Source organism: Pseudonocardia abyssalis, from assembly GCF_019263705.2.
Taxonomy (GTDB): Bacteria; Actinomycetota; Actinomycetes; order Mycobacteriales; family Pseudonocardiaceae; genus Pseudonocardia; species Pseudonocardia abyssalis.
In genome coordinates this window covers 526,202-551,752 of the sequence record NZ_JADQDK010000001.1, presented here as the reverse complement: position 1 = coordinate 551,752, position 25,551 = coordinate 526,202, and the positions used below count along the sequence as shown (strand labels likewise).

24 protein-coding genes and 1 pseudogene are annotated in these 25,551 nt (G+C 71.9%); 17 read left to right on the top strand and 8 right to left on the bottom strand.

Going from position 1 to position 25,551, the window contains the following annotated elements:
- Nucleotides 1–78: 78 nt before the first annotated feature.
- The 7 genes from I4I81_RS02635 to I4I81_RS02600 form a co-directional block, all read right to left on the bottom strand.
- The gene (locus I4I81_RS02635) at nt 79–669 is read right to left on the bottom strand and encodes a rhodanese-like domain-containing protein (protein WP_218603306.1); all 591 of its coding nucleotides are present in this window, start codon (nt 667–669) and stop codon (nt 79–81) included.
- A gap of 95 nt (nt 670–764) precedes the next feature.
- Nucleotides 765–2,252: a multicopper oxidase family protein gene (locus tag I4I81_RS02630; RefSeq protein ID WP_218603305.1), complete on the bottom strand. Its 1,488-nt coding sequence runs from the start codon at nt 2,250–2,252 to the stop codon at nt 765–767.
- Nucleotides 2,249–2,479: an SHOCT domain-containing protein gene (locus I4I81_RS02625; protein WP_218603304.1), complete on the bottom strand. Its 231-nt coding sequence runs from the start codon at nt 2,477–2,479 to the stop codon at nt 2,249–2,251. The genes I4I81_RS02630 and I4I81_RS02625 overlap by 4 nt, the downstream gene beginning before the upstream one ends.
- Nucleotides 2,480–2,525: 46 nt before the next feature.
- Complete coding sequence (locus I4I81_RS31735) at nt 2,526–3,752, bottom strand: TSUP family transporter (protein WP_443690149.1); 1,227 nt, start codon at nt 3,750–3,752, stop codon at nt 2,526–2,528.
- 34 nt (nt 3,753–3,786) lie between these two features.
- A complete protein-coding gene (locus I4I81_RS02610; protein ID WP_218603302.1) occupies nt 3,787–5,172 on the bottom strand; it encodes an MBL fold metallo-hydrolase in 1,386 nt (461 codons plus the stop codon).
- A 46-nt stretch (nt 5,173–5,218) separates the two neighbouring features.
- The gene (locus tag I4I81_RS02605) at nt 5,219–5,527 is read right to left on the bottom strand and encodes a rhodanese-like domain-containing protein (protein ID WP_225924880.1); all 309 of its coding nucleotides are present in this window, start codon (nt 5,525–5,527) and stop codon (nt 5,219–5,221) included.
- 113 nt (nt 5,528–5,640) lie between these two features.
- Nucleotides 5,641–5,910 (bottom strand): metal-sensitive transcriptional regulator, encoded by a 270-nt coding sequence (locus I4I81_RS02600; protein ID WP_267461537.1) that lies wholly within the window; start codon nt 5,908–5,910, stop codon nt 5,641–5,643.
- A gap of 631 nt (nt 5,911–6,541) precedes the next feature.
- On the opposite strand from I4I81_RS02600, the gene I4I81_RS02595 reads away from it, so the two are divergent.
- From I4I81_RS02595 to I4I81_RS02570, 6 genes are all read left to right on the top strand, one after another.
- Nucleotides 6,542–6,733, top strand: coding sequence for a helix-turn-helix transcriptional regulator (locus I4I81_RS02595; protein ID WP_218603300.1), 192 nt, complete (start codon nt 6,542–6,544; stop codon nt 6,731–6,733).
- Nucleotides 6,734–6,801: 68 nt separating this feature from the next.
- On the top strand, nt 6,802–8,037 hold the full coding sequence (locus I4I81_RS02590) for a tyrosine-type recombinase/integrase (protein WP_218603299.1): 1,236 nt from the start codon (nt 6,802–6,804) through the stop codon (nt 8,035–8,037).
- A gap of 504 nt (nt 8,038–8,541) precedes the next feature.
- A complete protein-coding gene (locus I4I81_RS02585; RefSeq protein WP_218603298.1) occupies nt 8,542–8,733 on the top strand; it encodes a helix-turn-helix transcriptional regulator in 192 nt (63 codons plus the stop codon).
- A 3-nt stretch (nt 8,734–8,736) separates the two neighbouring features.
- A complete protein-coding gene (locus tag I4I81_RS02580) occupies nt 8,737–10,020 on the top strand; it encodes a tyrosine-type recombinase/integrase (protein ID WP_218603297.1) in 1,284 nt (427 codons plus the stop codon).
- A 157-nt stretch (nt 10,021–10,177) separates the two neighbouring features.
- Nucleotides 10,178–12,016 carry an SNIPE associated domain-containing protein gene (locus I4I81_RS02575; RefSeq protein WP_218615778.1) on the top strand — a complete coding sequence of 613 codons (1,839 nt, stop codon included), beginning with the start codon at nt 10,178–10,180 and terminating at the stop codon, nt 12,014–12,016.
- A 223-nt stretch (nt 12,017–12,239) separates the two neighbouring features.
- Entirely contained in the window at nt 12,240–14,012 is a 1,773-nt protein-coding gene (locus I4I81_RS02570) for a TerD family protein (protein WP_218615777.1), read from the top strand.
- 193 nt (nt 14,013–14,205) lie between these two features.
- Here I4I81_RS02570 and I4I81_RS31515 read toward each other — a convergent pair.
- A pseudogene (locus I4I81_RS31515) lies at nt 14,206–14,295 on the bottom strand (4-hydroxy-2-oxovalerate aldolase family protein); the annotation flags it as partial.
- A gap of 1,246 nt (nt 14,296–15,541) precedes the next feature.
- On the opposite strand from I4I81_RS31515, the gene I4I81_RS02560 reads away from it, so the two are divergent.
- The 11 genes from I4I81_RS02560 to I4I81_RS02510 all read left to right on the top strand — a co-directional run bounded on the left by I4I81_RS02560 (nt 15,542) and on the right by I4I81_RS02510 (nt 25,506).
- Complete coding sequence (locus tag I4I81_RS02560; RefSeq protein ID WP_218604415.1) at nt 15,542–16,330, top strand: phosphatase domain-containing protein; 789 nt, start codon at nt 15,542–15,544, stop codon at nt 16,328–16,330.
- Nucleotides 16,331–16,432: 102 nt separating this feature from the next.
- Entirely contained in the window at nt 16,433–17,758 is a 1,326-nt protein-coding gene (locus tag I4I81_RS02555) for a hemolysin family protein (protein ID WP_218604414.1), read from the top strand.
- Nucleotides 17,751–18,821, top strand: coding sequence for a hemolysin family protein (locus I4I81_RS02550; protein ID WP_218604413.1), 1,071 nt, complete (start codon nt 17,751–17,753; stop codon nt 18,819–18,821). Before I4I81_RS02555 ends, I4I81_RS02550 begins: the two co-directional genes overlap by 8 nt.
- A 53-nt stretch (nt 18,822–18,874) precedes the next feature.
- On the top strand, nt 18,875–19,246 hold the full coding sequence (locus I4I81_RS02545; protein WP_226363703.1) for a YidH family protein: 372 nt from the start codon (nt 18,875–18,877) through the stop codon (nt 19,244–19,246).
- 1 nt (nt 19,247) lies between these two features.
- Nucleotides 19,248–19,562, top strand: a complete 315-nt coding sequence (locus I4I81_RS02540; protein WP_218604412.1) for a DUF202 domain-containing protein — start codon at nt 19,248–19,250, stop codon at nt 19,560–19,562.
- Nucleotides 19,563–19,703: 141 nt separating this feature from the next.
- The gene (locus tag I4I81_RS02535; RefSeq protein WP_226363702.1) at nt 19,704–21,236 is read left to right on the top strand and encodes a sensor histidine kinase; all 1,533 of its coding nucleotides are present in this window, start codon (nt 19,704–19,706) and stop codon (nt 21,234–21,236) included.
- A complete protein-coding gene (locus I4I81_RS02530; protein WP_218604411.1) occupies nt 21,233–21,898 on the top strand; it encodes a response regulator transcription factor in 666 nt (221 codons plus the stop codon). The genes I4I81_RS02535 and I4I81_RS02530 overlap by 4 nt, the downstream gene beginning before the upstream one ends.
- A gap of 67 nt (nt 21,899–21,965) precedes the next feature.
- Nucleotides 21,966–22,757, top strand: a complete 792-nt coding sequence (locus I4I81_RS02525) for a hypothetical protein (RefSeq protein WP_218615776.1) — start codon at nt 21,966–21,968, stop codon at nt 22,755–22,757.
- 162 nt (nt 22,758–22,919) lie between these two features.
- Nucleotides 22,920–24,146, top strand: coding sequence for a 7TM domain-containing protein (locus I4I81_RS02520; RefSeq protein WP_218615775.1), 1,227 nt, complete (start codon nt 22,920–22,922; stop codon nt 24,144–24,146).
- Nucleotides 24,147–24,238: 92 nt separating this feature from the next.
- Complete coding sequence (locus I4I81_RS02515; protein ID WP_218615774.1) at nt 24,239–25,165, top strand: sugar-transfer associated ATP-grasp domain-containing protein; 927 nt, start codon at nt 24,239–24,241, stop codon at nt 25,163–25,165.
- Nucleotides 25,162–25,506: a hypothetical protein gene (locus I4I81_RS02510; RefSeq protein WP_218606368.1), complete on the top strand. Its 345-nt coding sequence runs from the start codon at nt 25,162–25,164 to the stop codon at nt 25,504–25,506. The genes I4I81_RS02515 and I4I81_RS02510 overlap by 4 nt, the downstream gene beginning before the upstream one ends.
- Nucleotides 25,507–25,551 lie beyond the last annotated feature (45 nt).

Below are 25,551 nucleotides of genomic sequence, written 5' to 3'. Positions count from 1 at the left end.
GGCAACCGTAACTCTCCGCGATCATCGTAGGCCCCGCTCAGGGAGCATCCAGCACTGTGCGTTGCGTGCGCTTGACGTTCACGCCACCTTCCGGGTGACGGGAAGCTGCGCGAGTACCTCGGCTGGCGTGCGGTCGCGGGGCCCGCGGTTGTACGGCAGCGCGGACAGCACCCGCCCCATCGTGCAGGTGTCGGTCAGCGCGGAGACGGTGAGCCCGGCGCCGATTCCACCGGTGAGAAGACGCGCCTTCGGCACCCGCAGCCCAGCGGCGAGCCCGGCGAGCACCAGCGCTCCGGCGACGAGGCGGATCTGGCGCTCCAACGACCAGCGGGTCCGGCCACGGACGACGTCACCACCGACTGCGGAGTACGCGGCGATGCCGCCGTCGAGGACGTGGACGCCTTCGGCTCCGACTCCGGCGAGACGCTGATGGGCCTGCGCGGCCCGCGTGCCGGACCGGCAGACGAGGACGACCCTCCGGTCGAGCCGCGCAGCGAGCAGCTCGGAGTGGTCGCCGACCATGGTCAGCGGCACGTTGTAGGAACCGCGGATGTGCTCGGTCTCGAACTCCGCGGGGCTGCGGACGTCGATCACGGTCACTGTGCCGCGCTTTCCCAGCCAGGCGCGAAGAGTCCTTGCGTCGATATGGCGGGGGCTGGTGTGAGCCAAGGGGGGTCCTTGTCGGTAGGGGTTCTGCGCTGACTGGTGATCGAGCCGACGGCCGCGGCCAGGCGCGGGCGGCGGACGGCGGAGCTGATTCCGGCTCATGGGCGGACGTTGACGGTGGCCATCATCCCGGCGTCTTCGTGGTCGAGGATGTGGCAGTGGTAGACGCTGCGCCCCGAGTAGGTGGTGAACGGGATGTGGAGCCGGACCCAGCCGCGGGCGGGGACGAGGACGACGTCCTGCGGTACGCCGGCCGGTGGGGTGGCGTCGCTGAGTTCGATTACGGTGAATGGCCATATGTGCAGGTGGAACGGGTGTGCGAGCGGGCCGGGGTTGGTGATCGTCCATTCCTCGGTGGCGCCCAAAGTGACGTTCTGGTCGTCGCGGTCGGGGTCGAAGGTGCGGCCGTCGATGGTGAAGGCCATTCCGCCCATGCCCATGCCCATCTGGAAGGCGATCTCTCGCCGCGTGGTCACGGGTCCGGCGGCGGGCGTCTCGGCGGGCAGGGTGGTCGGCAGCGGCGGTGCGGTGACCGGGGCCCCGGCGGTGACCATGGTGGCGAGGGTGACCGGCCCGCTGCTCGCGGTGCCGCCGCCCATCATTTCGTCCATGCCGCCGCGGTCGACGGCCTCGGCGATCAGCGGGTAGCGGCCGGTGCCGGTGCCGGTGCCGGTGCCGGTGGGGCGGACGATCACGTCGGCCCGGTTGCCCGGGGCGAGCAGCACCCGGTCCGCAGCGACGGGGGCGGGCAGGAAAGTGCCGTCCTGGGCGACGTGGACGAGTTCGTGCCCGTCGAGCCGAATCGACAGCACCCGGGACACGCAACCGTTGATGACCCGCCAACGCTGCGTCGCACCGGGGACGGCGGGGATGGTGGGCTCGTGCTGGCCGTTGACCAGGACCAGCTCGCCCTGGCGGCCCATCGCCCGGTCCATGGCGCCCACCTCTGCGAGCCCGCCGGCGTCGTCGAGGGTGGTGTCGGTGACCAGCAGCACCCGGTCCTCGACGACGGGCAGGTCGGGGTCGGGCCCGGGTGGGGCGACCAGCAGTGCGCCGGCGAGCCCGCCGAAGATCTGACCGGCCACCATGCCGTGGTGGTGCGGGTGGTACCAGAAGGTGCCGGCCGGGTGATCAGGTGGGATCCGGTAGAGGTAGTCGAACGAGGCGCCGGGGTCGACGCGCAAGAACGGGTTGTCGCTGTTGCCCTGCGGAGTAACCCGCAGCCCGTGGGTGTGCAGGTTGGTCGGCTCGTCGAGCCGGTTGGTCAGGCGCACCGCGAGCTCGTCTCCGGGGCGCACCCGTAGCGTCGGCCCGGGTGAGGTGGCGTTGTAGCCCAGCGCGCGGGTGTCGTGTCCGGCCAGCCGCACCCCCGCCGCGGCGGTGAGCTCGACCTGCAGCCGCCCGTCCGCGCTGTCGAGGACCTGCGGTTGGCGCAACTCCGCTCCGGTGTCGGCGGGCTGCAGCCGGCCGCCCGTCCTCACGCCCGAGCCGGTGGCAACCCAGCCCGTCGCGCCGATGGCGAGGCTAGCGGCGCCGAGCCCGCCCAGGACGATCGCGCGGCGCCGGCTGATCGGTGCCGGGGTCATGTCAGCGTGTCGCGGCGCTGGCGGTACTCCTCGTCGTTGATCTCGCCGCGGGCGTAGCGCTCGTCGAGGATCTGCCGGGCCGAGGTCGGCCCCGCCACCGGGGCGGTGTCCGCGCCGGGTCTGCGGTTCTGGGTGAGCCGGTAGGCGAGGTAACCCAGCAGCACCAGGCCGATCACTACCAGGGTCGGCCAGACCCAGAACCAACCCATCATCGAGCCGTCCATCATGGTCGTTCCACTCCCTCGTCTCGTCGTGCCAGTTGTGGTCTGCAGATCAATCGCTGGTGAGTGCGTCGAGCGCGGCGCGGATACGCACCCCGGCCTCGTCCGCGACGGCGCGCAGGTCCTCACGCTCGGGGATGGTGACCATGATCTGAGGGTCCAGGGCCGAGACGATGCTGCGGGTGTCACCGTCGGCGCGGACCACGACGTTGCACGGCAGTAGCAGTCCGATCTGGCGGTCGACGTCGAGGGCGCGGTGGGCGAGCTGGGGGTTGCAGGCGCCCAGAATGATGTAGGGCTCCATGTCGTGGCCGAGCTTCTCCTTGAGGGTGGCGCGGGCGTCGATCTCGGTGAGAACCCCGAAACCCTGCTCCAGTAGGGCCGCCTTGACCGCGGGGACGGCCTTGTCGTAGGGCAGGTCCAGGGTGATCGTCATTCCGTAGTCCATTGCAAATGTTCCATTCGTCGAGTTGTCGGTCGTGTGCTTCAGCCGCTGCTCAGTGCGGCCGGTGCGAGAAGCGCGGCGGCGGCGACGCCGACCGCCACGGCCAGGATGAGGTAGGCGAACCCGCGCCGCAGCGCTGCGGCCGGGAGCCGGTTCGCCACGCGCCCGGCGGCCAGGGACGCGAGCAGGGCAGTGCCGGCGAATACGGCGATCACGCCGTAGTCCACGGTCGCGGCGGCGGCGGCGTGCGCGGACAGCCCGGCCAGCGAGGTGATCGTGACGATCGCCAGCGAGGTGGCGATGGCCTCGGCGGCGGTCAGCCCGAGTAGCAGTCAGGGCGGGCACGATGATGAACCCGCCACCCACGCCGAACAGGCCGGTCAGCACCCCGACCCCGGCGCCGGCGGCGAGCGCCTTGGGTAAGCAGCTGCGCCAGTCGACCCGCCCGTCGCGGATTCGGCACGCGCCGCCGGTCGCCTCCTCGGGGTTCCCGCGCAGCATCCGGACCGCGACCATGACCATCAGCGCCGAGAACGCCACCAGCAGCCATCGATCGGCGATCAGGCGGCCGAGGGCGGTACCCGCGAAGGCGGTGGGAACTCCGGCGGCGCCGAACACCAGCGCCACCGGCCACCGGATCACCCCGGACCGCAGCCGCACCGCCAGCCCGCCCGCCGCCGAGACGGCCACCACCAGCAGCGACCCGAACAGCGCGGCCTCCACCGGCTGGCCGACCCCGTAGACCAGGGCCGGGACGGCCAGGATCGACCCACCGGCACCGAGCAGCCCGAGTGCGGCGCCGATGACCAGCCCGAACACGCCAGCGAGGATCATGACTCCTGCCTCGGGCTTCGGAGCCGGGTCCCGGTCACGCGGTGGTGGTCAGCGCGACACCAACATCGGCAGCGTCGCCGAACATGTCGTCAACAACCACCACCGTCCGCCCGGCGCGCGCGAGCAACGATGCGGCCGCGGTGGCGCGGTAGCCACTGCCGCAGTGCACCCACACCGCACCGTCAGGCACCTCGGCGAGCCGGCCGTCCAGCTCCGGCAACGGGACGTGCACCGCGCCGCGCACGTGCGAGGCGTCCCACTCGGTAGCCAGCCGGACGTCGAGGACCACCTGCGCGGGCGGCAGATCCGCGACCCGCCCCCCGGACAGCTCCGCGGCCAGGTCGGCGAAACTCGCGCTCGGCAGCCCGGCCAGCCGCCCGGCGTCTTCGGCCAGCTCCCCGGGCTCGCCTGTGGCCGCCGCGACGACGTGATCGACGCCGATGCGGACCAACTCCCGCTGCGCCTGCGCGACCTGCGCCCGGTCCTCGCCGAGCAGGGTGATCGGTGCGTCGTGAGGCGCCATCCAACCCAACCAGGTCGCCATCGGCCCGTCCAGGCCCAGGCTCACCGTCCCGGTGAGGTGCGAGTCGAGGTAGGCCTTGCGGTTGCGCAGGTCGACCACCCACTCCCCGTCGTCCAGCCGGCGCGCCAACTCGGCCGGGTCGGCCGTCATCGGCGGGCGCAGGTCCACCGGAGCCGGGCCGGCGCTGTTCAGCGCGCCCATGTGCGCGTAATAGGCGGGGTAGGCACCCAACCCGGACAGCGTCTCGCGAACGAACTCGTCGCGCGCCAGCCGCAACACCGGGTTGACCTCCCTCTCGTTGCCGACCGTGGAGTCGTTCCCGGACGCGGGGCTGGCGGTACAGAAGCTGCCGAACCCGTGGGTCGGCCACACCTGCGCCCCGTCAGGTAGCTCCTCGGCCATCGACGCGGCCGAAGCGTGCTGGGCGCGGGCCAGGGTCTGCGCGTGCTCGTCGCCGAGCAGGTCGGTGCGCCCGGTAGTGCCGTAGAGCAGCGACCCGCCGGTGAACACCCCCTGCGGTCCGTCCGCGCCCTCCAACACGTAGGACAGGTGGTGGAAGGTGTGCCCCGGGGTGCCCAGCACCCGCAACCGCAGCCGCGGCGAGGCCTCCAACACGTCACCGTCGACTACGCTCGTGCGTTCGAACGCCAGGTCGTCCTGCGCCGACATCACATATGCCGCTCCGGTGAGACGCGCGAGCTCCAGACCACCGGAGACATAGTCGTTGTGCACATGGGTCTCCACGACATGGGTGATCCGCACCCCGAGCCGCCCGGCCAATGCCAGGACCCGGTCCACGTCGCGCTGCGGGTCGACCACCACCGCCACCTCACCATCGGAGGCCAGATAGCTGCGGTCACCCAGCGAGGATGTCTCGATCACTTCGACGTCGATCACAACAGATCTCCTTCGTCTCGTCGGTTCGGCCAGGTCGGTCGGGCGCTCATCGGGCGCCGGTGTCCACCGGGCGCCCGGAGCTGATCCAGCCGGCGGTCCCGCCGCCCACCGACACCGGTCGCGCCCCGGCCGCGGTCAGCGCCTCGGCCGCCTTGGCACTGCGGCCACCGGACTGGCAGATCACGTACAGCTCCTGTCCGGCGTAGCGGCCCGGGTCGGTGATCACCCGCTCTAGCGGCACGTTCACCGCGCCGGGCACGTGACCGGCCGCGAACTCCTCGGCGGAGCGCACATCCACCACGGCCACATCGCTGCGACGTCCCGTCGCGAACAGCTCCACATCAACCTCGCGCATCTGCACGACGCATCACCTCCTCATCAGGGATACTCAGGGGGGTATCCGCAAAACACAGCTCTGCCATCGGTCACAGCCTCAGAACAACCCGGAGTGAGACCCGGAGGCGTTGATCAGGCCAGCGAGAGGAACAGCTTCTCCAACTCGTCCTCGGTCATCGGCGGCTGCTCACCCCGCTCCCGGGCCGCCTGGCAATGGCGCATCCCACTCGCGACGAGCTTGAAACCGGCCCGGTCCAGGGCGCGGGAGACCGCGGCGAGCTGGGTCAGCACCTCGGCGCAGTCCCCACCCCCCTCGATCGCCCGAACCACACCGGCCAACTGCCCCTGCGCACGCCGCAACCGCACCAACGCGTCACCCACCAGCGCGGGAGTCATCTCCACGTCACACCTCCACACCCGACAACATACCCCCGGGCGTATCCATTCCCGAAGCCACGCCGACCTGGTCGCCACGCTTCCTGCTGACTTGCAATCTTGCGAATCGACCCGATACCCGCCCAGATGGGTCAAGCCACGTGTGGTGCAGCTGGTACCCCCGCAGAGCTCGGAAGATCGCCTCGCCTGGTGGCTGGCGCGTTGGCGGCACCGCGGTGATGCGCGATACGTGCCAGGGCGACGTCGCCACGCGCCGAGGCGACGTCGCCGGTGACGCCGACGCCGTCCACCAGGCTGGTCGTCAGCCGGGTAAGCCTGACCAGCCCGGTGGTGGAGACCGAGCGGAGGATGCGGCAGACGTGATCAAGTCCCAATCGGTATCGAACGCCCGCGGCATGCTGGGCAGCAACGCCAGGACCACGGATAGGCAACGCTGCGACCACGTTCGTTGTGTCGCGATCCAGTCTTGGTCGACCGAGATGTAGGCGGCGCACGGATCGGCGTGTGATAGAGGCGCGATCCCTGCTTCAGGAGGAGCCGCGAACCCGACAATCACCGCCACCGACCACGCGAAGCAACGCAGCCACAGCAACGGCCGCGAATCCTCCGGATCGAGACACAACATCCGGAGGCATCGATGGAGAGTAAGCCGCACCAGCTGTGGGGCGTTCACGAGGTCGCCACCTACCTCGGCGTTCCCGTCGCCACCCTCTACCAGTGGCGGCACCGCGCGTACGGACCCCGGGGCCGCCGTGTCGGCCGCTACATCCGCTACGACCCCGACGACGTCCGCAGATGGTTCAGCGACCAGAGCGAGACAGTCACATGATCTCCGCCGCCGCGGCGTCAAGCGGCAGGTGCCGGCGAGGTCACCAGCCGACGCACCTCGGGTAGCCGATGGCCACCGTCGACGACAACTGGTACACGCAGATCAAGCGGCCGGACGGGACCACGCAGAAGGTCCCCACCTCGCGCCACGGTGTCGGGTCCCGGTGGCTGGTCCGATGGCGCGACGACGCGGGCACACCACGGAAGAAGTCCTTCGTTCGCAAGGCAGACGCCGAACGCGCCGCGGCCGAGATCGAGACCGAACTGGCACGAGGGACCTACCTCGACCCGGACGCCGGCATGATCCGCTTCCGCGACTACGCGGAGCAGTGGCGACAGTCGCAGTTCTCCGATCCCGGGACCACCTACCAGGTCGGAATCAGGTTCCGGCTCCACGTGTACCCGACGTTCGGGCATCTGCCGCTGCGCACCATCACCCCGTCGGTCATCCGCCAGTGGACGAGCGGCCTGCGGATGGCGCGCAGCTACCAGCGCACGATCTTCGCGAACGTCTCCCAGGTCTTCGGCGCCGCCATTGCGGACGACCTCATCGCCAAGAACCCCTGCCGGTCCGGCACCGTCCGCAAACCGGTCCCCGACCCGCGCCCGATCACCCCGTGGCCTGCCCAGTGGGTGGCCGGCGTCCGCGATGCCCTTCCCGCCCGGTACGCCGTCCTCGCCACCCTCGCCGCAGGCGCAGGCTTGCGGCAAGGCGAGATCCTGGGTCTCACCCCCGACGACATCGACACCCGGCAGGGGACAGTCCACGTCCGACGGCAGGTCAAGCTCACGGCCGGCAACCAGCCCTACCTCGCCCCACCGAAGGGCCGGAAGACCCGGTCCGTTCCCGTTCCCCCATCGGTGATCGACGCCGTCCTCGATCACCTGACCGACCTACCCGCCCAGACGCTGACGTTGCCGTGGGACCGTCCAGACGGAGACCCGCTCACCGTCTCGCTGATGCTCACCAGTCGGGAGTCCACGCCGGTGAACCGGCACTACTTCAACGCGAAGATCTGGAAGCCGGCCCTCGTGGTGGCCGGAGTCCCGCCGACGCGGGACAACGGCTGTCACGCGCTTCGGCACTACTACGCGAGCGTCCTGCTCGACGGTGGCGAGTCCATCAAGACGGTCAGCGAACGCCTCGGCCACGCCGACCCGGCCTTCACCCTGCGTACCTACACCCACCTCCTTCCGAGCAGCGAGAGCCGAACGAAGGACATCATCGAAGCGGCGCTGCCGGCGCTCCCCCGGCGTCCCGGGTCGCGCCCATGTGCCACAGATGTGCCACGATCTTCGAGATGATGTTCATTCATGCAGGTCAGCGCACTACGTCTCGCTCTACTACGACGTCTGATCGAGGCGTTTTCCTGACCTCCGGGTCTGGCCCGAAACGGCGGTTGACCAGGCAAGACGTCTCTCGACGTTTGCCGGCGTCAACCGCCGTTTCTCGTGCTCGTGCGCCCCAGGTGCGCCCCAAACGAAGATCGTCTTCCGGCATCTCGCAACGCTGTGACCTGCACGCTCAGGACAGCGCGCAATGCGGGCCGATAGAGCTCGATCATGCCCGTGCGCCCTAAAGGGTCCGATGATCTTCGAAAGTCCGGTTCGACGAACGAATCGTCAGAGCGGCGTCTTCGATGGCCAACCGGGGCGTGCACGACCGACTTGTCGATCCTCCACAACCAGCACGGCCCGACCACGACCTGACCACGCCCCCGACCACACCGAGCACGACGCAGCCACGCCTCGACCGATCGCCCGCCGCAGCGTTGACAGGCATCGCGATCCCTCGATCGGAGGCCTGCCGTGGACGACCAGCCCGAGCCGCTCTGGGGCATCCCCGAGGTGGCGCAGTACCTGCAGATCCCCGTCGCCACGCTCTACCAGTGGCGCCACCACCACTACGGCCCGCCCGGGCGCCGCGTCGGGCGCTACGTCCGTTACGACCCCGCCGAGGTCCGGCGCTGGTTCACCGAGCAGTCCGACGGCGCCGCCTGACCTATGGCCCACGTCAACGACGCCTGGTACGTCGAGCGACGCCAACTCGACGGCACCACCCGCCGCCATAAGACACCGCGGCACGGGTTGGGCAAGCGGTGGATCGTGCGCTGGCGCGACCACGCCGGCGAGGACCGCAAGCAGTTCTTCGACAGGAAGAGCGACGCCGAGCAGGCCGCGGCCCGCCTCGACACCGAGCTCGCCCGCCGCACCTACATCGACCCCCGCGCCGGCGAGATCGCCTTCCGCGATTACGCCGAGCAGTGGCGCCTGGGCCAGTTCGCCGACCCCAACACCGCCTACCAGGTCCGTGCCCGGCTGCAGCTGCACGTCTACCCGAAGCTCGGGAACCTGGCGTTGCAGGTGATCACGCCCTCGCACATCCGCAGCTGGCTGCGCGGCCTCACCGTCTCGCTCAGTTACCAGCGCACCCTGTTCGCGAACGTCTCCCAGATCTTCACCGCCGCGGTCGCCGACGACATCCTGGCCAAGAACCCGTGCGCCAACCGCACCGTGCGCAAGCCCGTCGCCGACCCGCAGCAGATCGTGCCGTGGACCGCCCGGCAGGTCACCGAGGTCCACCGAGCCCTGCCCGACCGCTACGCCATCCTCGCGCTGCTCGCCGCCGGCACCGGCCTACGCCAGGGCGAGATGCTCGCGCTGTCCGCCGCCGACATCGACCTCGATCGGCGCAGCCTCCAGGTCCGGCGCCAGATCAAGCTCACCCCCGGCAACCAGCCCTACTTCGCCCTGCCCAAGGGCCGCAAGATCCGCACCGTCCCTCTGCCCGACTCCATGCGCGACGCACTGGCCGAGCACCTCGCACGGTTTCCCGCCCGCTCGGTCACCCTCGGCTGGGACGGGACCGAGGGCAAGCCCACCACCGCCGAGCTGATCCTCACCACCCGCGAGCGCAAGCCGGTCAACCGGCACTACTTCAACGCCAAGATCTGGAAACCCGCCCTCACCGCCGCCGGCATCGCGCCCACCCGCGAGAACGGCTGCCACTCCCTGCGCCACTACTACGCCAGCGTCCTGCTCGACGGCGGCGAATCCATCAAGACCGTCAGCGAGCGCCTCGGCCACGCCGACCCCGGGTTCACCCTGCGCACCTACACCCACCTGCTCCCCCAGAGCGACACCCGCACCCGCGACATCATCGACACCGCGTTCCGAGCGCTCCCCCCGCGGAGGCCGACGAGCGGTGCCCCGGCCGCGCACGCGCGACACCCCTCCGGCCCGACGAGGCCACGACGCGCACCCGGCTATTTCGGTCCACAGGGCTGACGCCGGCCGGGAACCTGTCGACCACACGAGGACCACGGGGCGACCACGACCCGACCACCCACCGGTTCCGGACACAACAGGTGAAACGCCCTGAGCAACGGGCGCGATGGCAGGGGGACGGACGGTCACGATCCGTCGTACGAGGGGGACGAACGGTATGGCGATCTTCGGGGGACGACGGCGCGCTGCGGACCTGGAGGTCGAGCTCGCCCGTGCCCACACGACGCTCGCCGAGCTCGGCGCCATGGACCACGTCGAGCGAGCCGCCCGCCGCCAGGCCGCGGAGCAGCAGCTCGCCCAGGTCCTCGCCGAGGAGCACGCCGCCCGCCGCCGCGTCACCGACGCCGAACTGGAGCTGGGTCAGCTCCGATCGCTGCTGATCGAGACGCGCGACCAAGAACTGCTGCAGTCCGCCGGGGTCTACGAGTTCACCCACCCGCTGGAGAACTCCGTCGCCTACAAGGACCGCCTCCAGCGGCTCCGCGCCGACATCAAGGCCGAGGTCACCGCCCGGCACGCGGTCACCGGCAGCGTCGACTGGCAGGTCAACGGATCACGCCAGCAGGGCGCGAAGATGGTCAAGGACTTCTCCACCCTCATGCTGCGCGCCTACAACGCCGAGGCCGACAACTGCGTGCGCACCGTCCGCCCGCACACCCTGGCCAGCGTCTGCCAGCGCCTGGACAAGACCCAGCGCACCATCGCCAAGCTCGGCGCCACCATGTCCATCGCGGTCAGCCGCAGGTACCACGCGCTGCGGACCACGGAGATCGAGCTGACCGCCGACCACCTCGCCATGGTCGAGGCCGAACGCGAACGCATCCGCGCCGAGAAGGAGGCCGCCCGCGAGGAGGAACGCGCTCGCCGCGAGTTCGAGCGGCAGCGCGAGAAGCTGCTCAAGGAGCAGGCCCACTACCGCACCGCCTACGACCGCCTGCTCGCTCTGCCCTCGGCCGACCCCGCCGCCGTCACCGAGCTGCGGGCCCAGCTCGAACGGCTCGGCACCGACATCGCCGCGGTCGAGGCTCGCGCGGCGAACACCCGGGCCGGCTACGTCTACGTCATCAGCAACATCGGCTCGTTCGGCGACCACGTGGTCAAGATCGGCATGACCCGCCGTCTGGACCCCATGGACCGCGTCCGCGAGCTCGGCGACGCCTCCGTCCCGTTCCGCTTCGACGTCCATGCCCTCGTCTTCAGCGACGACGCCGTCGGCCTCGAAGGGCGCCTGCACGCCGACCTCGCCGAGCGCCGCCTGAACAAGGTCAACCAGCACCGCGAGTTCTTCCACACCACCCCCGCCGAGGTCCGTGACCTCCTCACCCGCGCCGCCGGCAGCCATCTGCTCGAGTACACGGAATCCGTCGACGCCCTGGAGTGGCGCGCCAGCGGCGCGACCACGACCGCCGCGCCCGCCCCGCCGACGCCCACACCACCGCCACCGGCCACCGCGCCCGAGCCCCCGGCAGCACCCGCGCCCGCTGCGGACCACGACGGCCCCGCCCTGCGCACCGACGAGCGGATCGCACTGACCACGACGCACCTGCGGCTCGTGCTGCGGACCGACGACGACACCGAGGCCGACCCGATCGCGTTCCTGCTCACCCACGCCGGCGAGGTCCGCACCGACGCCGACATGGTGTTCTACGGCCAGCCCGACCACGGCAGCGGCGCGGTCACCCTGGCCGCCGACGAGACCGGTGCCGCGACCACGCTGCACCTGACCCCGCGCAAGATCCCCGCCGACGTCACCGAGGTCCTCGTCGTCGCTCAGCTCCCCGCCGACCACAGCGATCCCGGATCGGCGCACCTGATCGACCTCGACACCGGTCAACCTCTCGGCCACCTCGCCCTTCCCGCCACCGGCCCCACCGGCCTGATCCAGCTCGCCGCTCTGCAGCGCAGCGACGGCCAGTGGCACCTCCAGATGGCAGCGGCCGTCCTCGATCACGACCTCGCGGCCCTCGCCGCCGCAGCCGGGGTGTCAGTCGACTGAGCTAACCGGAACGCCCCCGTTCCGCACCGACCACGGTCGGACCACGTCAGAAGGGTCCCTTCTGACATATCTCGCTGCCCCGTGGTCACCTGGTCCCACCGACCGGTACAGCCGACGAGTAACAGGCCGGTCAACCGGCCCGATGTCCGGGCGAGACCAGGCCCCGGCACCGCGACCCGATTCCGGGCGCGCCGACGGCAGCCCGGTGGATGGGGGCGCGACGATGGGTTTCGGGTTCCGGGTCGGCGTGCCCGGACTGGGCATCCGCGTGTCGACCCGCGGAGTCCGGGCCTCGGCCGGGCCGCGGATCGCGCGCGTCAGCGTCGGGTCCGGTGGCACCCGGGTCTCGAGCGGCCTCGGCCCGTTGTTCGCCTCGACCTCGCTGAGCAGCGGCCGCCGCACGACCACCACCCGCCGCAGCGCCCCCCGCGCCCGATCCACCGGCCCCTCGCCCGCGCAGCTGGACCGCGCCCGACGCGCCGCCGAACGCGCCCAGGCCGAGGCCGAGCGCCACGCCCGCATCGCCGAGCTCCGCGAGCTGCGCCGCCGCTCCACCAGCGTGCACCTGCAGCAGTTCCCCACCGCGCACGCACCCGACATCCCGCCACCCCCCGCACTCACCCCGGCATGGGCCACCGCCGAGGCCGAGGCGTTCCACCTGCGCGGCATCGGCCGGTTCTCCCGATCTGCCCGAGCCGCCGCACGCGCCGCCGCGGCCCAGGACGCCACGACCTACCTCGCCGCCGAGCAGACCCGCCTCACCCGCCTCCACCACGACCTCGACCGCGACGCCGCCACCTGGTGGCAGGCCGTGCTCGCCAACGACGAGCAGACCGTCTGCGACGCCGTCAACGCCGCCTTCGCCGACAACCCCGCCGCCGGCTGCGCGGTCGGCCTCGAGGACGCGGTGCTCTCGGTCGTCCTGCGCCAGCAGGACATCGACACCCTCCCCGACCAGACCCCCGCACTGACCTCCGCCGGCCGCCCCACCCTCAAGACCCTCACCAAGCGCGACCGCACCCTGTGGTGGCTCACCGTCTTGGGCTCCAACGTCCTCGCCACCGTCGCCGAAGCCCTCGCCACCGCACCCGCCGTCGACGCCGTCGACCTGGCCGTCCTGAGCCGCATCCCCGACACCGGGCGACTCGGCGTCGTCGCCCACGGCCGCTGGACCCGCCACGCCCTCGCCGCCGCCACCCTGCGCACACCCGAGGACGCCCTACGGTTCCTCGACCTGGGCGAGGACGTCACCTGCACCGCGAGGACCACCACCACCCGCATCACCGCTATCGACACCGCCACGAACCCGGGCCTGCAGGCACTGGTCGACACCGCGATCGACGACGGCCTCGACGACCACCACCCCGAGCCCGCACCCGAACAGGTCGACCCCTACGCCATCGTTCCCTTCGCCGACTGGACCGCTCAACCCCCGCCAGCACTTCCGGCCCCGACGCAGGCTCAGCCCCTCACACCCGGCCAGAACCTCGTGCTCCCCGACGACGCCGAGACCGACCTGGCCCTCGACTTCCGCTTCACCGGAGCCGACGCCGACCTCACCCTGCTCCTGCTCGCCACGGACGGGCGCGTCCGCGGCGACACCGACTTCGCCTTCTACAACCATCCCGTCACCGGAGGCGGCGCAGCCCGGCTCCTCGGCAAGACAGCAGCGGGGACGCACACCGTCGAACGCGCCTCGGTGCGCCTGGCCGCACTCCCCCACGACGTCCGCCGCATCGCGATCTCCATCAACATGGACGTCGACACCGGCCTGACCTGCGGAGCCCTCCACGACGCCGCACTGACCATCACCGGCCCCAGCACCGCCTGGACCATCCCCACCCCGGCCGACCCGCAGATCCGCGCCATGGTCCTCGCCGAGCTCTACCGCCACACCCACGACACCCGACCGGTCTGGAAGCTCCGCTCCGTCGGCCAGGGCTGGGCCGACGGCCTCGCCGGACTCGCCCGCGCCCACGGCGTCGACATCACCTGAGAACCGGACCGCCGACCACGCGCGACCACGGACCGACCACGGCTCAACCACGACTTGTACGGTGGCGGAGCCCCGTTCGAACCCCATCCCGCCGTGTGTCAGACCGCCGGCTCTCGAGCGAGGCCCCGGCGACGCAGCCGACGATCAAGGCATCGCGGCACTCCGCGCAGCGAGCTCACCAGCGCCGGCTTCGCTACTTCCGGCCGGCCAGCTCCAGGGCGATGTCGACGATCATGTCTTCCTGGCCGCCGACCATCCCTCGGCGTCCGACCTCGACGAGGATGCCGCGGATAGAGGGAGGTGGGGGGGCAAACCCCTCACCCCTGCCTTGCAAACGTGCGGTGTCCGGCCTGTTCGGCCTTACCCTGCAGGTGAGCGAGATGCGGCCGCTGCCCAAGATGCCTCCATTGGATGCCACCGGCTGCGACCAGACGCCGTCGTGGATGCCGCGGTGTCTCATGTGGACGGTCGTGGCGCGCGCCGGTCGATCCCGGCGCGAACTCCTTCAGTCCCTCGTCGTCCGCGCCGGCAAGCTCCGGAACAGGTGATCAACCGACCTCCGGCAACCGTCAAGCCGCGGATACCAAGATCGGGGTCATCGGTCCGTGCGAGCGTCGCGTACCCGTTGAGCTGGCGCCGTTGATGGCCAGCACGGCTGCGTTGTACGTGGATGACCGGTCTCCATTGACAGAGTCATTGAGAGGCAGCTTCCCCCTACAAACGGCGGTCTCGTCCTGGCTAGGGGTTGTATCGATGACGTCCGGACCGCGGCCACGGTGCCCTCGACCTGCGACGTCCTTACGGCGCTGAGCGCGACGGGCTGGCGACCTTCCACGAGAGGGCAGGGACCCAGCCACAGGCAGGAGCCGGTTCCGACCGTCATCTGCGGCACCGGTCGTGCCAATCGGTTCCGTCTCCGTAGCGGATCATGAGGCTCAGACTCGTGGTGAGCACGACACCGATCCCGGCGACAGCCATCCACCCAGGGATGCCAGACCCAGTACCGCTGCCTGGCCCGGGTGCGGAGCGCCTGTCAGCTGCACGAAGATCACGCGGTCGCCGCGGAACACCACACCCGATGACGTCACCGTCCCGGTCGGGCTCCCGCCGAGCGCCCGGAGGACGTCCAGTCGGGCCTTCTCGACCCGGTGGCCACGGGCCCGATCTGGCACAGTGGAACCCAGGTGCCGGGAAGCAGGCGCCGAGAGGACGTGCGTGTGGAGAGGCATTCGGGTCAGAACCCACCGCCCGCAAAGGCGACATTGCTGGTCAGGACGGCGTATCGGCTGGAGACCGGACTGCGTGAGGCGGCGTCCCGGGTCGCCCTGCGAATAGGCTGGACCGCAGCGGTCCTGCCCTACCCCGGATACGGGACGCAGGGCCGTGCACGGGTGCTGGGGCGGGTCCTGCTGGCACCCACAGCCACCGATCCGGCGGCTCGACGAGGGGTTCCGGGTTGGCAGCGGTTGTTGACCCTCGAGCGGCCCGGGGTGGATGTCGTCGTGGAGCTGGGTGGGTCACGACGGACGGTGCGAAGCGACGAGGGTGGCATCGTCGACGCCACCCTCGATGTCCGAATGCCCGAGGGGCGGGCCACCGCCACGCTGACCGTCGGTGAGCGGTACGACACGGCGACCGTGCACGTCGCTCCCGACGATGCCCGTCTCGGCGTGGTGTGCGACATCGACGACACCGCATGGGTGACGAACCTCCACGACCCGCTGCGGGCGGTGTGGCGCACCCTGGCCCGGTCCAGCGGCGGCCGCCGGGCGGTGCCGGGGATGGCCGGCCTGCTCCAGGCCCTGCGCGGGCGCTACCCCGACGCCCCGGTGGTGTATCTGAGCAACGGCCCGTGGAACCTCGCGGGGCCGGTGGCCCGCTTCCTGGAGCACAGCGGGTTCCCGGCCGGGCCGCTGCTCATGACCGACTGGGGAATCACGCCGCGGGCGTGGTTCCGGGACGGGCAGGCACACAAGCGGTCATCGCTGGAGCGTCTGGTCGAGGACTTCCCGCAGGTGAGTTGGGTGCTCATCGGTGACGACGGCGAGCACGACCCTGACCTCTACGGTGAGTTCGCCGCGCGGCACCCTGATCGGGTGGCCGCGATCGCTCTGCGTCAGGTCGTGCCCCGACCGCGTGAGCGGGCCGTCGCGGACGATCCGCCACCTGATTCCGATCACGACGGATCGACGGCGGCACGGGCGCCGTCGGGAACGCTGGTCGTGCGGGCCCCGGACGGGACGGGGCTGCTGCGCGGGCTCCGCGACGCCCTCGGTGTGGAGCCCGACCGCGCGGGCGACGACGACGTCGGGTGGTGATCCCGCACCGCACATCAGCGGGGAACCACAGCGAGCGAAAGTCCCTCATGTCCGATTCCATGGGCGCATGGACCATCCCGAACCGTTACGCGACCTCCTGTGGTGATCGAGTGGGTGTTGCTGGTCGTCGCGCTGGCCCTCGTCGCGGCCAATGCCCTGTTCGTCGCAGCCGAGTTCAGCCTGGTGACCGTCGACCGGTCCACCGTGGAGCGCGCCGCGCAGGACGGTGACAACGGGGCCGACGGCGTGCTGACAGCGCTGCGCTCGCTGTCGACCCAGCTGTCGGGTGCTCAACTGGGCATCACCGTGACCAGCCTCGTCGTCGGGTTCCTCGCCGAGCCGTCGCTGGCCACGTTGCTCGGACCTGTCCTGACCGCGGCCGGGTTACCGGAGGCCACCGCGCTCGCCGTCGCGATCGGGCTGGCTCTGGTGCTCGCGACGTTCGTGCAGATGGTCTTCGGCGAGCTCGTGCCGAAGAACCTCGCGATCGCGCGCCCACTGCCCGTCGCGAAGGCGGTCGCCGGGCCACAACGGGCCTTCTCCCGGGCAGTCGGTCCACTGCTGAGCTTCCTGAACGGCACCGCCAACCGGATCGTCCGGCTGTTCGGGATCGAGCCCCAGGAGGAGCTGCGTTCGGCCCGCTCCCCGCAGGAGCTGGGGTCGCTGGTGCGCCGCTCCGCCCAGGAGGGGGTGCTGGCCGGTCCGACCGCGGACCTTGTCACCCGCTCGCTGGCGTTCGGGGACCGCACCGCCGCCGACGTGATGACGCCGCGGTTCCAGGTGACGTTCCTGGCCACCACCGACACCGCCGATTCGGTGCTCGATGCCGTGGAACGCACCGGCCACTCGCGGTTCCCGGTCCTGCGCGGGGGCGTCGACAGCGTGGTGGGGATCGTCCACGTCAAGCACGCGCTGGCGGTGCCGGAACCCGAGCGTGGTGGCCGCACCGTCGCCGACCTGATGGTCCCCCCGCTCCCGGTGCCCGGCAGCCAGGAGCTGGACCCGCTGCTGCCGCTGCTGCGTGCGCAGGGCCTGCAGATGGCCGTCGTCGTCGACGAGTACGGGGGCACCGCCGGCGTGGTCACGCTGGAGGACCTGATCGAGGAGATCGTCGGGGACATCGCCGACGAGCACGACGCGCGAGGCGACCGCGCCGTCCCCGCGGACGACGGGGGCTGGACGCTGTCGGGCCTGCTGCGCCCCGACGAGGTCGCCGAGCTCAGCGGGATCCGGCTGCCCGAGGGGGACGACTTCGACAGCCTCGGCGGCCTGGTCGTCGACCGGCTGGGTCGGGTCCCACGGGCCGGTGACACCGTCACCGAGGAGATCGACGGGCACCGCGTACAGCTGCGCGTCGAACGCATGGACGGCTGGCGGGTGGACCGGGTCGGGATGTCGGTCGACGGGACGGAGCAGGTCGATGGGTGACGGCATCGCGATCCTCGTCGGGCTCGCCCTGCTCGCGGGCAACGCGTTCTTCGTCGGCGCCGAGTTCGCCCTGATCTCGGCCCGGCGCACCCAGATCGAGCCCCGCGCGGAAAGCGGCTCCCGCGCGGCGAGGATCACGCTACGGGCCATGGAGAACGTCTCGCTGAACATGGCGTGTGCGCAACTCGGCATCACCGCGTGCTCGCTGGGTCTGGGTGCGGTGGGGGAACCGGCCGTGGCGCACCTGCTGGAGGTGCCGTTCGCGGCGGTCGGACTGCCGGAACCGCTCGTCTACCCGGTCTCCTTCGCGATCGCGCTGGCGATCGTGGTGTTCCTGCACATGGTGCTGGGCGAGATGGTGCCCAAGAACATCGCCATCGCCGGCCCGGAGCGTGCCGCGCTGGTGCTGGGGCCGCCGTTGGCACTGGTCACGATGGTCCTCAAGCCGGTGATCCTGCTGCTCAACGGGGTGTCCAACCTCGTGCTGCGGATGCTCAAGGTGACGCCGCGGGACGAGGTCGCCACCACCTTCACCACCGACGAGGTGGCCGGGCTGATCGCCGAGTCGCGGCAGGAGGGACTGCTCGACGACGACGAGGAGGAGCTGCTGACCGGGGCGCTGGAGTTCGCGGAGCTGACGGTGGACGCAGTAGTGCTGCCCCGCGACGCCCTCGTCGTCATCGACGCGGACGCGACCGGGAGCGAGGTGCAGGCGGCCACCGCACGCAGCGGCTTCTCCCGCTTCCCGGTACTCGGCGCGGACGGGGAGCCGGTCGGCTACCTGCACGTCAAGGACGCCCTGGCGCACCGTGGCGGCGACGCCCGCACCGCCGGCGAGCTGGCCCGCCCGCTGCCGACGCTCTCCCGTGACGACACGCTGCGCGACGCGCTGGCCGTGATGCGCGACGCCGGCGCACACCTGGCCGCCGTCCCGGCCCCGCAGGGCGGGCTCGCCGGGGTGGTCGCACTGGAGGACGTGCTGGAGCGACTGGTCGGGCAGATCCACGACGGGGCCGCCGCCCCCGTGGCGTCCCGACCTGGCACCCCGGCCGGGGGACGGTGATGATGGACGCCGTGGACGACGCGACAGCCGAGTACCCCGGTCTGGCGGACTGAGTGGCCCTGCCACGGCGCCGGCCACCGCTGCGGGACGTCGGCCACGACCCCGACTACCGGTTCTCCCTGGCCAACGAGCGGACGTTCCTGGCCTGGATCCGCACCTCGCTCGCGCTGATCGCCGGCGGGGTGGCACTGGCCAGCCTGGTCCCGGAGCTGACCCCCGAGGCGTTGCGCGACGGCCTGGCGGTGCTGCTGGTGGTGCTGGCCGTCGTCGTGGCGCTGCGCAGCTACGCGCGGTGGGACCGGGCCGAGCGCGCCATCCGCCAGGACCTCCCGCTGGCGGTCGGGGGAACCACGGTGCGGATACTCGCCGCGGGGATCGTCGTCGTGGGTGCCGGGGTGCTCGCGCTGCTGCTGCTGGGGCGCTGACGTGCCGGCCGTCGTCGCGGGAGAGCGCACCGCGTTGGCCTGGCAGCGCACCGGATGGACCGCCATCGGGGCCGGGGCGGTGGTCCTGCACGCCGCACCGTCGTGGCCGGGCATCGTCGCGGGCGTCATGTTGCTGGTGAGCGGGGTGCTCTGCTCCGCGGTCGTGGCTCCGTCGCGGATGCGGGTGCTCGCGGGGAGCGATGCCGACGGCCGTGGGGTGGCGGCGCCGGCGGCGGTGGCCGGGGTGTCCGCGGTCGTGCTCGTCGTCGGGGTACTCGCAGTGGTGACGGTGCTCCTCCCGGCCCGAGGCGGCTGAGGCCCGGCCCGCACGTCCTCGGTGGTCATGCGGCATACGGCGGCAGATGAAGAAGTCCTCATCCAGTGTGCCCCCGGCCCGGCCCGCGGGCAGGATACGGAGACTGTGGCCCACGACGAGCGAGTGCGGAGTGCACGGCCGGTGGACGCCGGCCCGCCCGCGCCGACGCACGTCTCCACCCGCGATCTCCGGTCTTCCCACGAGATCCCGCGCCGAGACGCGACCCGTCGCCGGCTGGTCGTGCCCGCCCGGCTGCGGATCATGGCGTGGCTGGTGCTGCTGCTGCTGGTGGCGCTGGTGACCGTCGTGGTCGTCACCCGCAACCTGCTCGTCGCCGAGGCGCAGAGCGACGCCACCGACGCGCTGAACCAGGAGGCCGAGGAGTTCAAGCAGTTCGCCGCGGCCGGTGTGGACCAGGAGACCGGCGCCCGGTACGCGAACGGCACCGAACTGCTGGAGCGGCACATCTCGCGGCAGTACCTCGACGACGACGAGATCGTGCTGGGCGTCACCGCCGACGGCATGATCGTGCCGCAGCGGGGCCGGGAGGCGATCGCGCTCGCGGAGCGGGACAACCGCTGGCAGCAGATCGTGGACAACCCGGCGACCACCGACATCCTCCCGACGCGCGACGGGCAGCTCCGCTGGATCAAGGTGCCCATCGTCGACGACGAGGGCAACCCCGACGGCACCTTCATCGTGGCCTACGCGATCGACCGCGAGACCCGCGAGATCGACAACACCATCCGCACGCTGGTGATCGTCAGCGGGATCGGGCTGATCGTCGCGGCCGTCGCCTCGTGGGTGGTGTCCGGGCAGATCCTCGAACCGGTCAACCTGGTCCGGCGCGCCGCCGCCCAGATCAGCCACGACGACCTCACCGAGCGGATCGCGGTGGAGGGCCACGACGACATCGCCGCGCTGTCCGACCAGTTCAACGGCATGCTCGACCGGCTCGAACACGCCTTCGGTGCACAGCGCCAGTTCCTCGACGACGCCAGCCACGAGCTACGCACCCCGATCACCATCATCCGCGGCAACCTGGAGTTCGTCGAGGACGACGACCCGCGGGAGCGGGCGGAGGTCGTGCGCCTGTGCACCGACGAGCTCGACCGGATGAGCCGGATCGTCGAGGACCTGCTGCTGCTCGCGAAGTCCGAGCGGCCCGACTTCGTCAGCGCGGAGGAGGTCGGGTTGGTCGATCTCACCAGCGACATCCACGCCAAGCTGAGCCTGCTGGGCGACCGTCGCTGGGAGCTCGAGTCGATCGCCGAGGGCGACGGCCTGCTGGACGCGCAGCGGGTGACGCAGGCGGTCATCCAGCTGGCGCACAACGCCGTCGTGCACACCCTGCCGGGGGACGTGATCCGGTTCGGGTCCGCGGTGACCGCAACCGAGGTCACCTTCTGGGTCGCCGACACCGGCCCCGGGGTGCGTCCCGAGGACGCTGAGGCGATCTTCCAGCGGTTCTCCCGCGGCTCCACCGGCGGCGCACGGGCCAACCACACCGGTGCCGGGCTCGGCCTGACGATCGTCACCGCGATCGCGGAAGGCCACGACGGGCACGTCGAGCTGCGGACGGCGTACGGCCACGGCGCACGCTTCTCCCTGCACCTGCCCCAGCCCGCGGGCTACCACGAACGCATCGACCACCGAGAGGACAGCACGGCGTGAACCGCATCCTGATCGCCGAGGACGAGGACCGCATCGCGCGGTTCGTCGACAAGGGCCTGCGCGCCAACGGCTTCCTCACCAGCATGGTCTCCGACGGTCACGCCGCGCTCGACCACGCCCTCTCCGGCCAGTACCAGCTGATGGTCCTCGACATCGGGCTGCCCGGCCGCGACGGCTACGCGGTGCTGCGCGAACTGCGCGAGGCCCGGGTCGCGATGCCGGTGGTGATCCTCACCGCGCGCGACGGGGTACGCGACACCGTGGCCGGGCTGGAGGGCGGCGCCGACGACTACATGACCAAGCCGTTCCGCTTCGAGGAACTCCTCGCCCGCGTGCGGCTGCGGCTGCGCAGCGCGCCGGGCAGCGTCTCCGAACCCACCCTGCTCAGCGTCGACGGACTGTCGCTGGACCTGCGCACTCGCCGGGCCCAGACCGACGACCGGCGCACCGTCGACCTGAGCGCCCGAGAGTTCGCCCTGCTGGAGCTGCTGCTGCGGCACCCGGGGCAGGTGCTGTCCCGCGAGCAGATGCTCGACCACGTCTGGGGCTTCGACTTCGACCCGGGCTCCAACGTCGTCGACGTCTACATCCGCCAGCTACGCCGCAAGATCGGACCGGAGAAGATCACGACGGTCCGGGGAATGGGGTACCGGTGCGGCTGACCCCGGATGAAGAAACCTTCACGGGACCTTCATGCGTCCCTCGGAACGTGCCGACAGCATGGGATGCGTGGATCAGGTGAAGAGCAACCTCAGACGACAGCGCGGCGTCCTCGCGACCGTCCTGGCGCTCCCGCTCGTCGCGGGCACGGCGACCTGGGGCCTGGCCGACGGCTGGTTCGCCGGCGGTGCCGCCGTGGTCCGGTCGGCCGACGACAGCACCACCACGATCGGTGACGGCGCGGGGTCGGTCCCTCAGCTTCCCCCCGAGCTGCTCAGCGGCGAGCCCGCGCTACCCGGGGCTACTACTCCGGCACCGGCCGCTCCGGCACCCGGGACCGGGGCGTCCCCGCTCACCGCCACGGCACCCGGGACCGGCGGCGCCGGATCGGGGACCGGCCCGGCGCCCGGCGCCGGTGGCGGTGGCGGTGGCGGTGGCGGTGGCGGTGGCGGTGGCGGTGGCGGTGGCGGTGGCGGAGGTGTCGCCGCCGAGGAGGATCCGGGTGACGGCGACGAGGTCACGGAGTCCGGCGCGGACGGCGACTCCGGCGAGGACGGCGACTCCGGCGAGGCGGGCTCCGACGGAGACGCCGGCGGGGCGGACGTCGGCGAGGGTGAGTCCGACGGCGGTGACTCCGGCGGCGGGGAGTCCGACGGCGGTGACTCCGACGGCGGGGAGTCCGACGGGGGTGAAGCCCGCGAGAGCGACGAGGCCGATTCCGATGGGCGCGACGCCGACGCCCCAGAGGCCCGGGAGAGCAACGAGTCCGGCTCCGAGTCATCCGAATCCGAGGGTGGTGACTCCGACGGGGGTGACTCCGACGGGGGTGACTCCGAGGAGGGTGACTCCGAGGAGGACTGACCTCCGCCGACCCACGTGGACCTGACGAACGCCCGGCCGAACCGGCCGGGCGTTCGTCGTGTGTCGGGACGTGAGCGGCGTCTCCACCGGAACGGCGGATCATGAGGGCGCCTTCATCGAAGCCGGGCGTCCGTTTCATGTGCGGCACGCAGGCTCGTCCTCGTGAACCGAATCGCCCGTACCCCCGCTGTCGTCCAGGTCCTGCTCGCCGTCGGTGCTCTCCTGGTGCTGGGGCTCAGCGTCCTGCTCACCCCCGACCGCGAGTCGGCCCCCGGTGCCGGGGCGACGATCGGCGAGCAGGAGCTGGTCCGCATCACCGGCCCCAACGGGCGCACGGTCGAGGCGGTCGCCCGGATCGACACCGGCGCGTCCGCGTCGTCGATCGACACCCGGATCGCCGAGGACCTCGGCTTCGACCTCGACACCGCCGAGACGATCACCGTGGCGTCGTCACTGGGCCGCGAGGAGCGGCCCGTCGTCGACGGCGCACTCCAGATCGCCGGACAGCCCATGAGTACCCGGTTCTCGGTGACCGACCGCAGTGAGCGCTCCAACCCGGTCCTGCTCGGCCGCTCCGAGCTGGGTGCCCTCCAGGTCCAGGTCGGTCAGCAGCTACTGACCACTCCTGGCGCCGACCGGGCCCCGTCCACCCTCGCCACGCTGCTGTCCCAGACCCCTGCCCTGGGCCCGCTGCAGCTGCTCGCGCTGCTGCCGCTGGCGGTCCTCGTGGTCGTCCTGCTCCGGGTGTTCGTCGGCGTGCAGACCCTCGGCACGTTCTCCCCGGTGCTGCTCGCGATCGGTTACACCCAGGCGGGGCTCGTCGCCGGGGTGGGCCTGACGGTGGTCATCGTGGCGGCCGGGTTCGTGGTCCAGCCGCTGCTGCGCCGCTTCCGCCTGCCACGGGTGGCCCGGCTCGCCGTCCTGGTCGGGGTCGTCTCCGTCGTGCTCGTCGCCATCACCCAGTTCGCCGGCGGCGGCACCGGGGAGATCTGGGGGACCGCCCTCCCCGTCGTCGTCACCGCCGTGATGGTCGAGCGACTGTGGGAGACCTGGGATCTCGACGGCTGGCCGGACGCGGCCCGGGACGCCGTCGCGACCACCGCGGTCGCGCTGCTGGTGACCGCGCTGCTGCTGGCGCCGGTCATCCGGGACCTCGCGACCGTCGCCCCGCTCGCCCTCGCGATCGCCTGCGCGGTGTGGGCCGGCCTGGCCGGCACCTACCGCGGGCTGCGGCTGAGCGAGCTGATCCGGTTCGGCGGTGGCCGGCCGGACGTGACCGCCCCGGCGACCGACGCCGCCACCGAGCGGATCGCCACACCCACCCTGACCGACCTGCCCGCCGGACCGACCGCGCCCGCCGAACCCACCCGGGAGCTGGCCCGACGGTGAACGGCCGCCGGCGAGCGACCCCGCACCCCCCGAACCCGAATCCGACCCCGCGCCAGCGCCCCGCGCCGGCCGATCCCGAACGAGGAACAGCGATGAGCATCCTGACCCCCCTGCGCAGCACCCCCTCCCTCCCCGGCCGGTCCGCCCGCCCGGCCCGCGTGCGTCGCTGGGACCGCATCATGGGCCTCAACGCCCGCAACCAGCTGATCGCCCGGGCGAACCCACCCCGCGCGGTGCGCCTGGTCAACGACAAGGTCGCGACCAAGCGGGCCCTGACCGCGCACGCCGTGCCGGTCGCCGACACCCTCCTCGTGATCGACTCCCGGCGCACGCTCGCCCGGCTGGACCTCGACGCCCTCCCGGACTCCTTCGCCCTCAAGCCGAGCCAGAGCCTCGGCGGATCGGGCATCCTGCTCGCCGCCCGGCGCCGGGCGGACGGCGACGGATGGGAGTCCGCCTCGGGCCGCCCGATCACCGTGGGCGACGTCCGCGAGCACGTCCGCTGCATCCTCGACGGGGAGTACTCCCCCCGCGGTGACGACGTCGCGTTCGTCGAACCGCTCATTCGCGCCCATCCCGTGCTCGACGAGATGTCCTTCCGGGGGCTCCCGGACATCCGGGTCATCTGCGTCGACGACCGGCCGCTCACCGCGATGCTGCGGCTGCCCACCTCGGCCAGCGGCGGGCGCGCCAACCTGCACCAGAAGGCGATCGGCGCGTCGGTCGACCTGGCGACCGGCCTCGTCGAGCGGGCCTGGATGGACGGGCGGTCGATCGAGACCCATCCCGACACCGGCAACCGGCTCACCGGGCGCCGGGTCCCGCACTGGGCGACGGTCGTCGACGCGGCCCGCCGCTGCTCCGCGGCCACCGGCCTGCGCTACCTGGGCGCCGACGTCGTCGTCGACGCCGACCGCGGCCCACTGCTGCTGGAGGTCAACGCCCGACCCGGCCTGCAGATCCAGAACGTCACCGGCCGCGGGCTGCTGGACATCCTGCCCTCGGAGGTCGCGGCATGACCTGGCAGCCGGAGAACGGGTGGCCGTGGCTGGCCGGACGCTGGGCCGTCGCCGCCGGCGCCGGCGCACTGCTCGGGGGCGCGGTCTGGCTCGGCGAGCCGGGACCGGACCGGACCCTCGCCCTGGAACCGACCACGGTCCGCGAGGTGGAGCTCGACCCGCGCGAACAGGCCGAGCTCAGCAGCCTCGTCCCCGACGCCGACCCGCCGGACGCGCCCGCCGTCGACACCGTCGATGAGCCGGACGAGGCATCCGATGGTCCCGACGCAGACGCCGGGGAACCGGATCGTGACGCCGGGGTCGCAGAAGGCGGCGAGGACCGCGGCGAGGACGGGGACTGAGTTCGCACCCATTCACCTTGCATCCACATGCTCGGCCGTGATCCC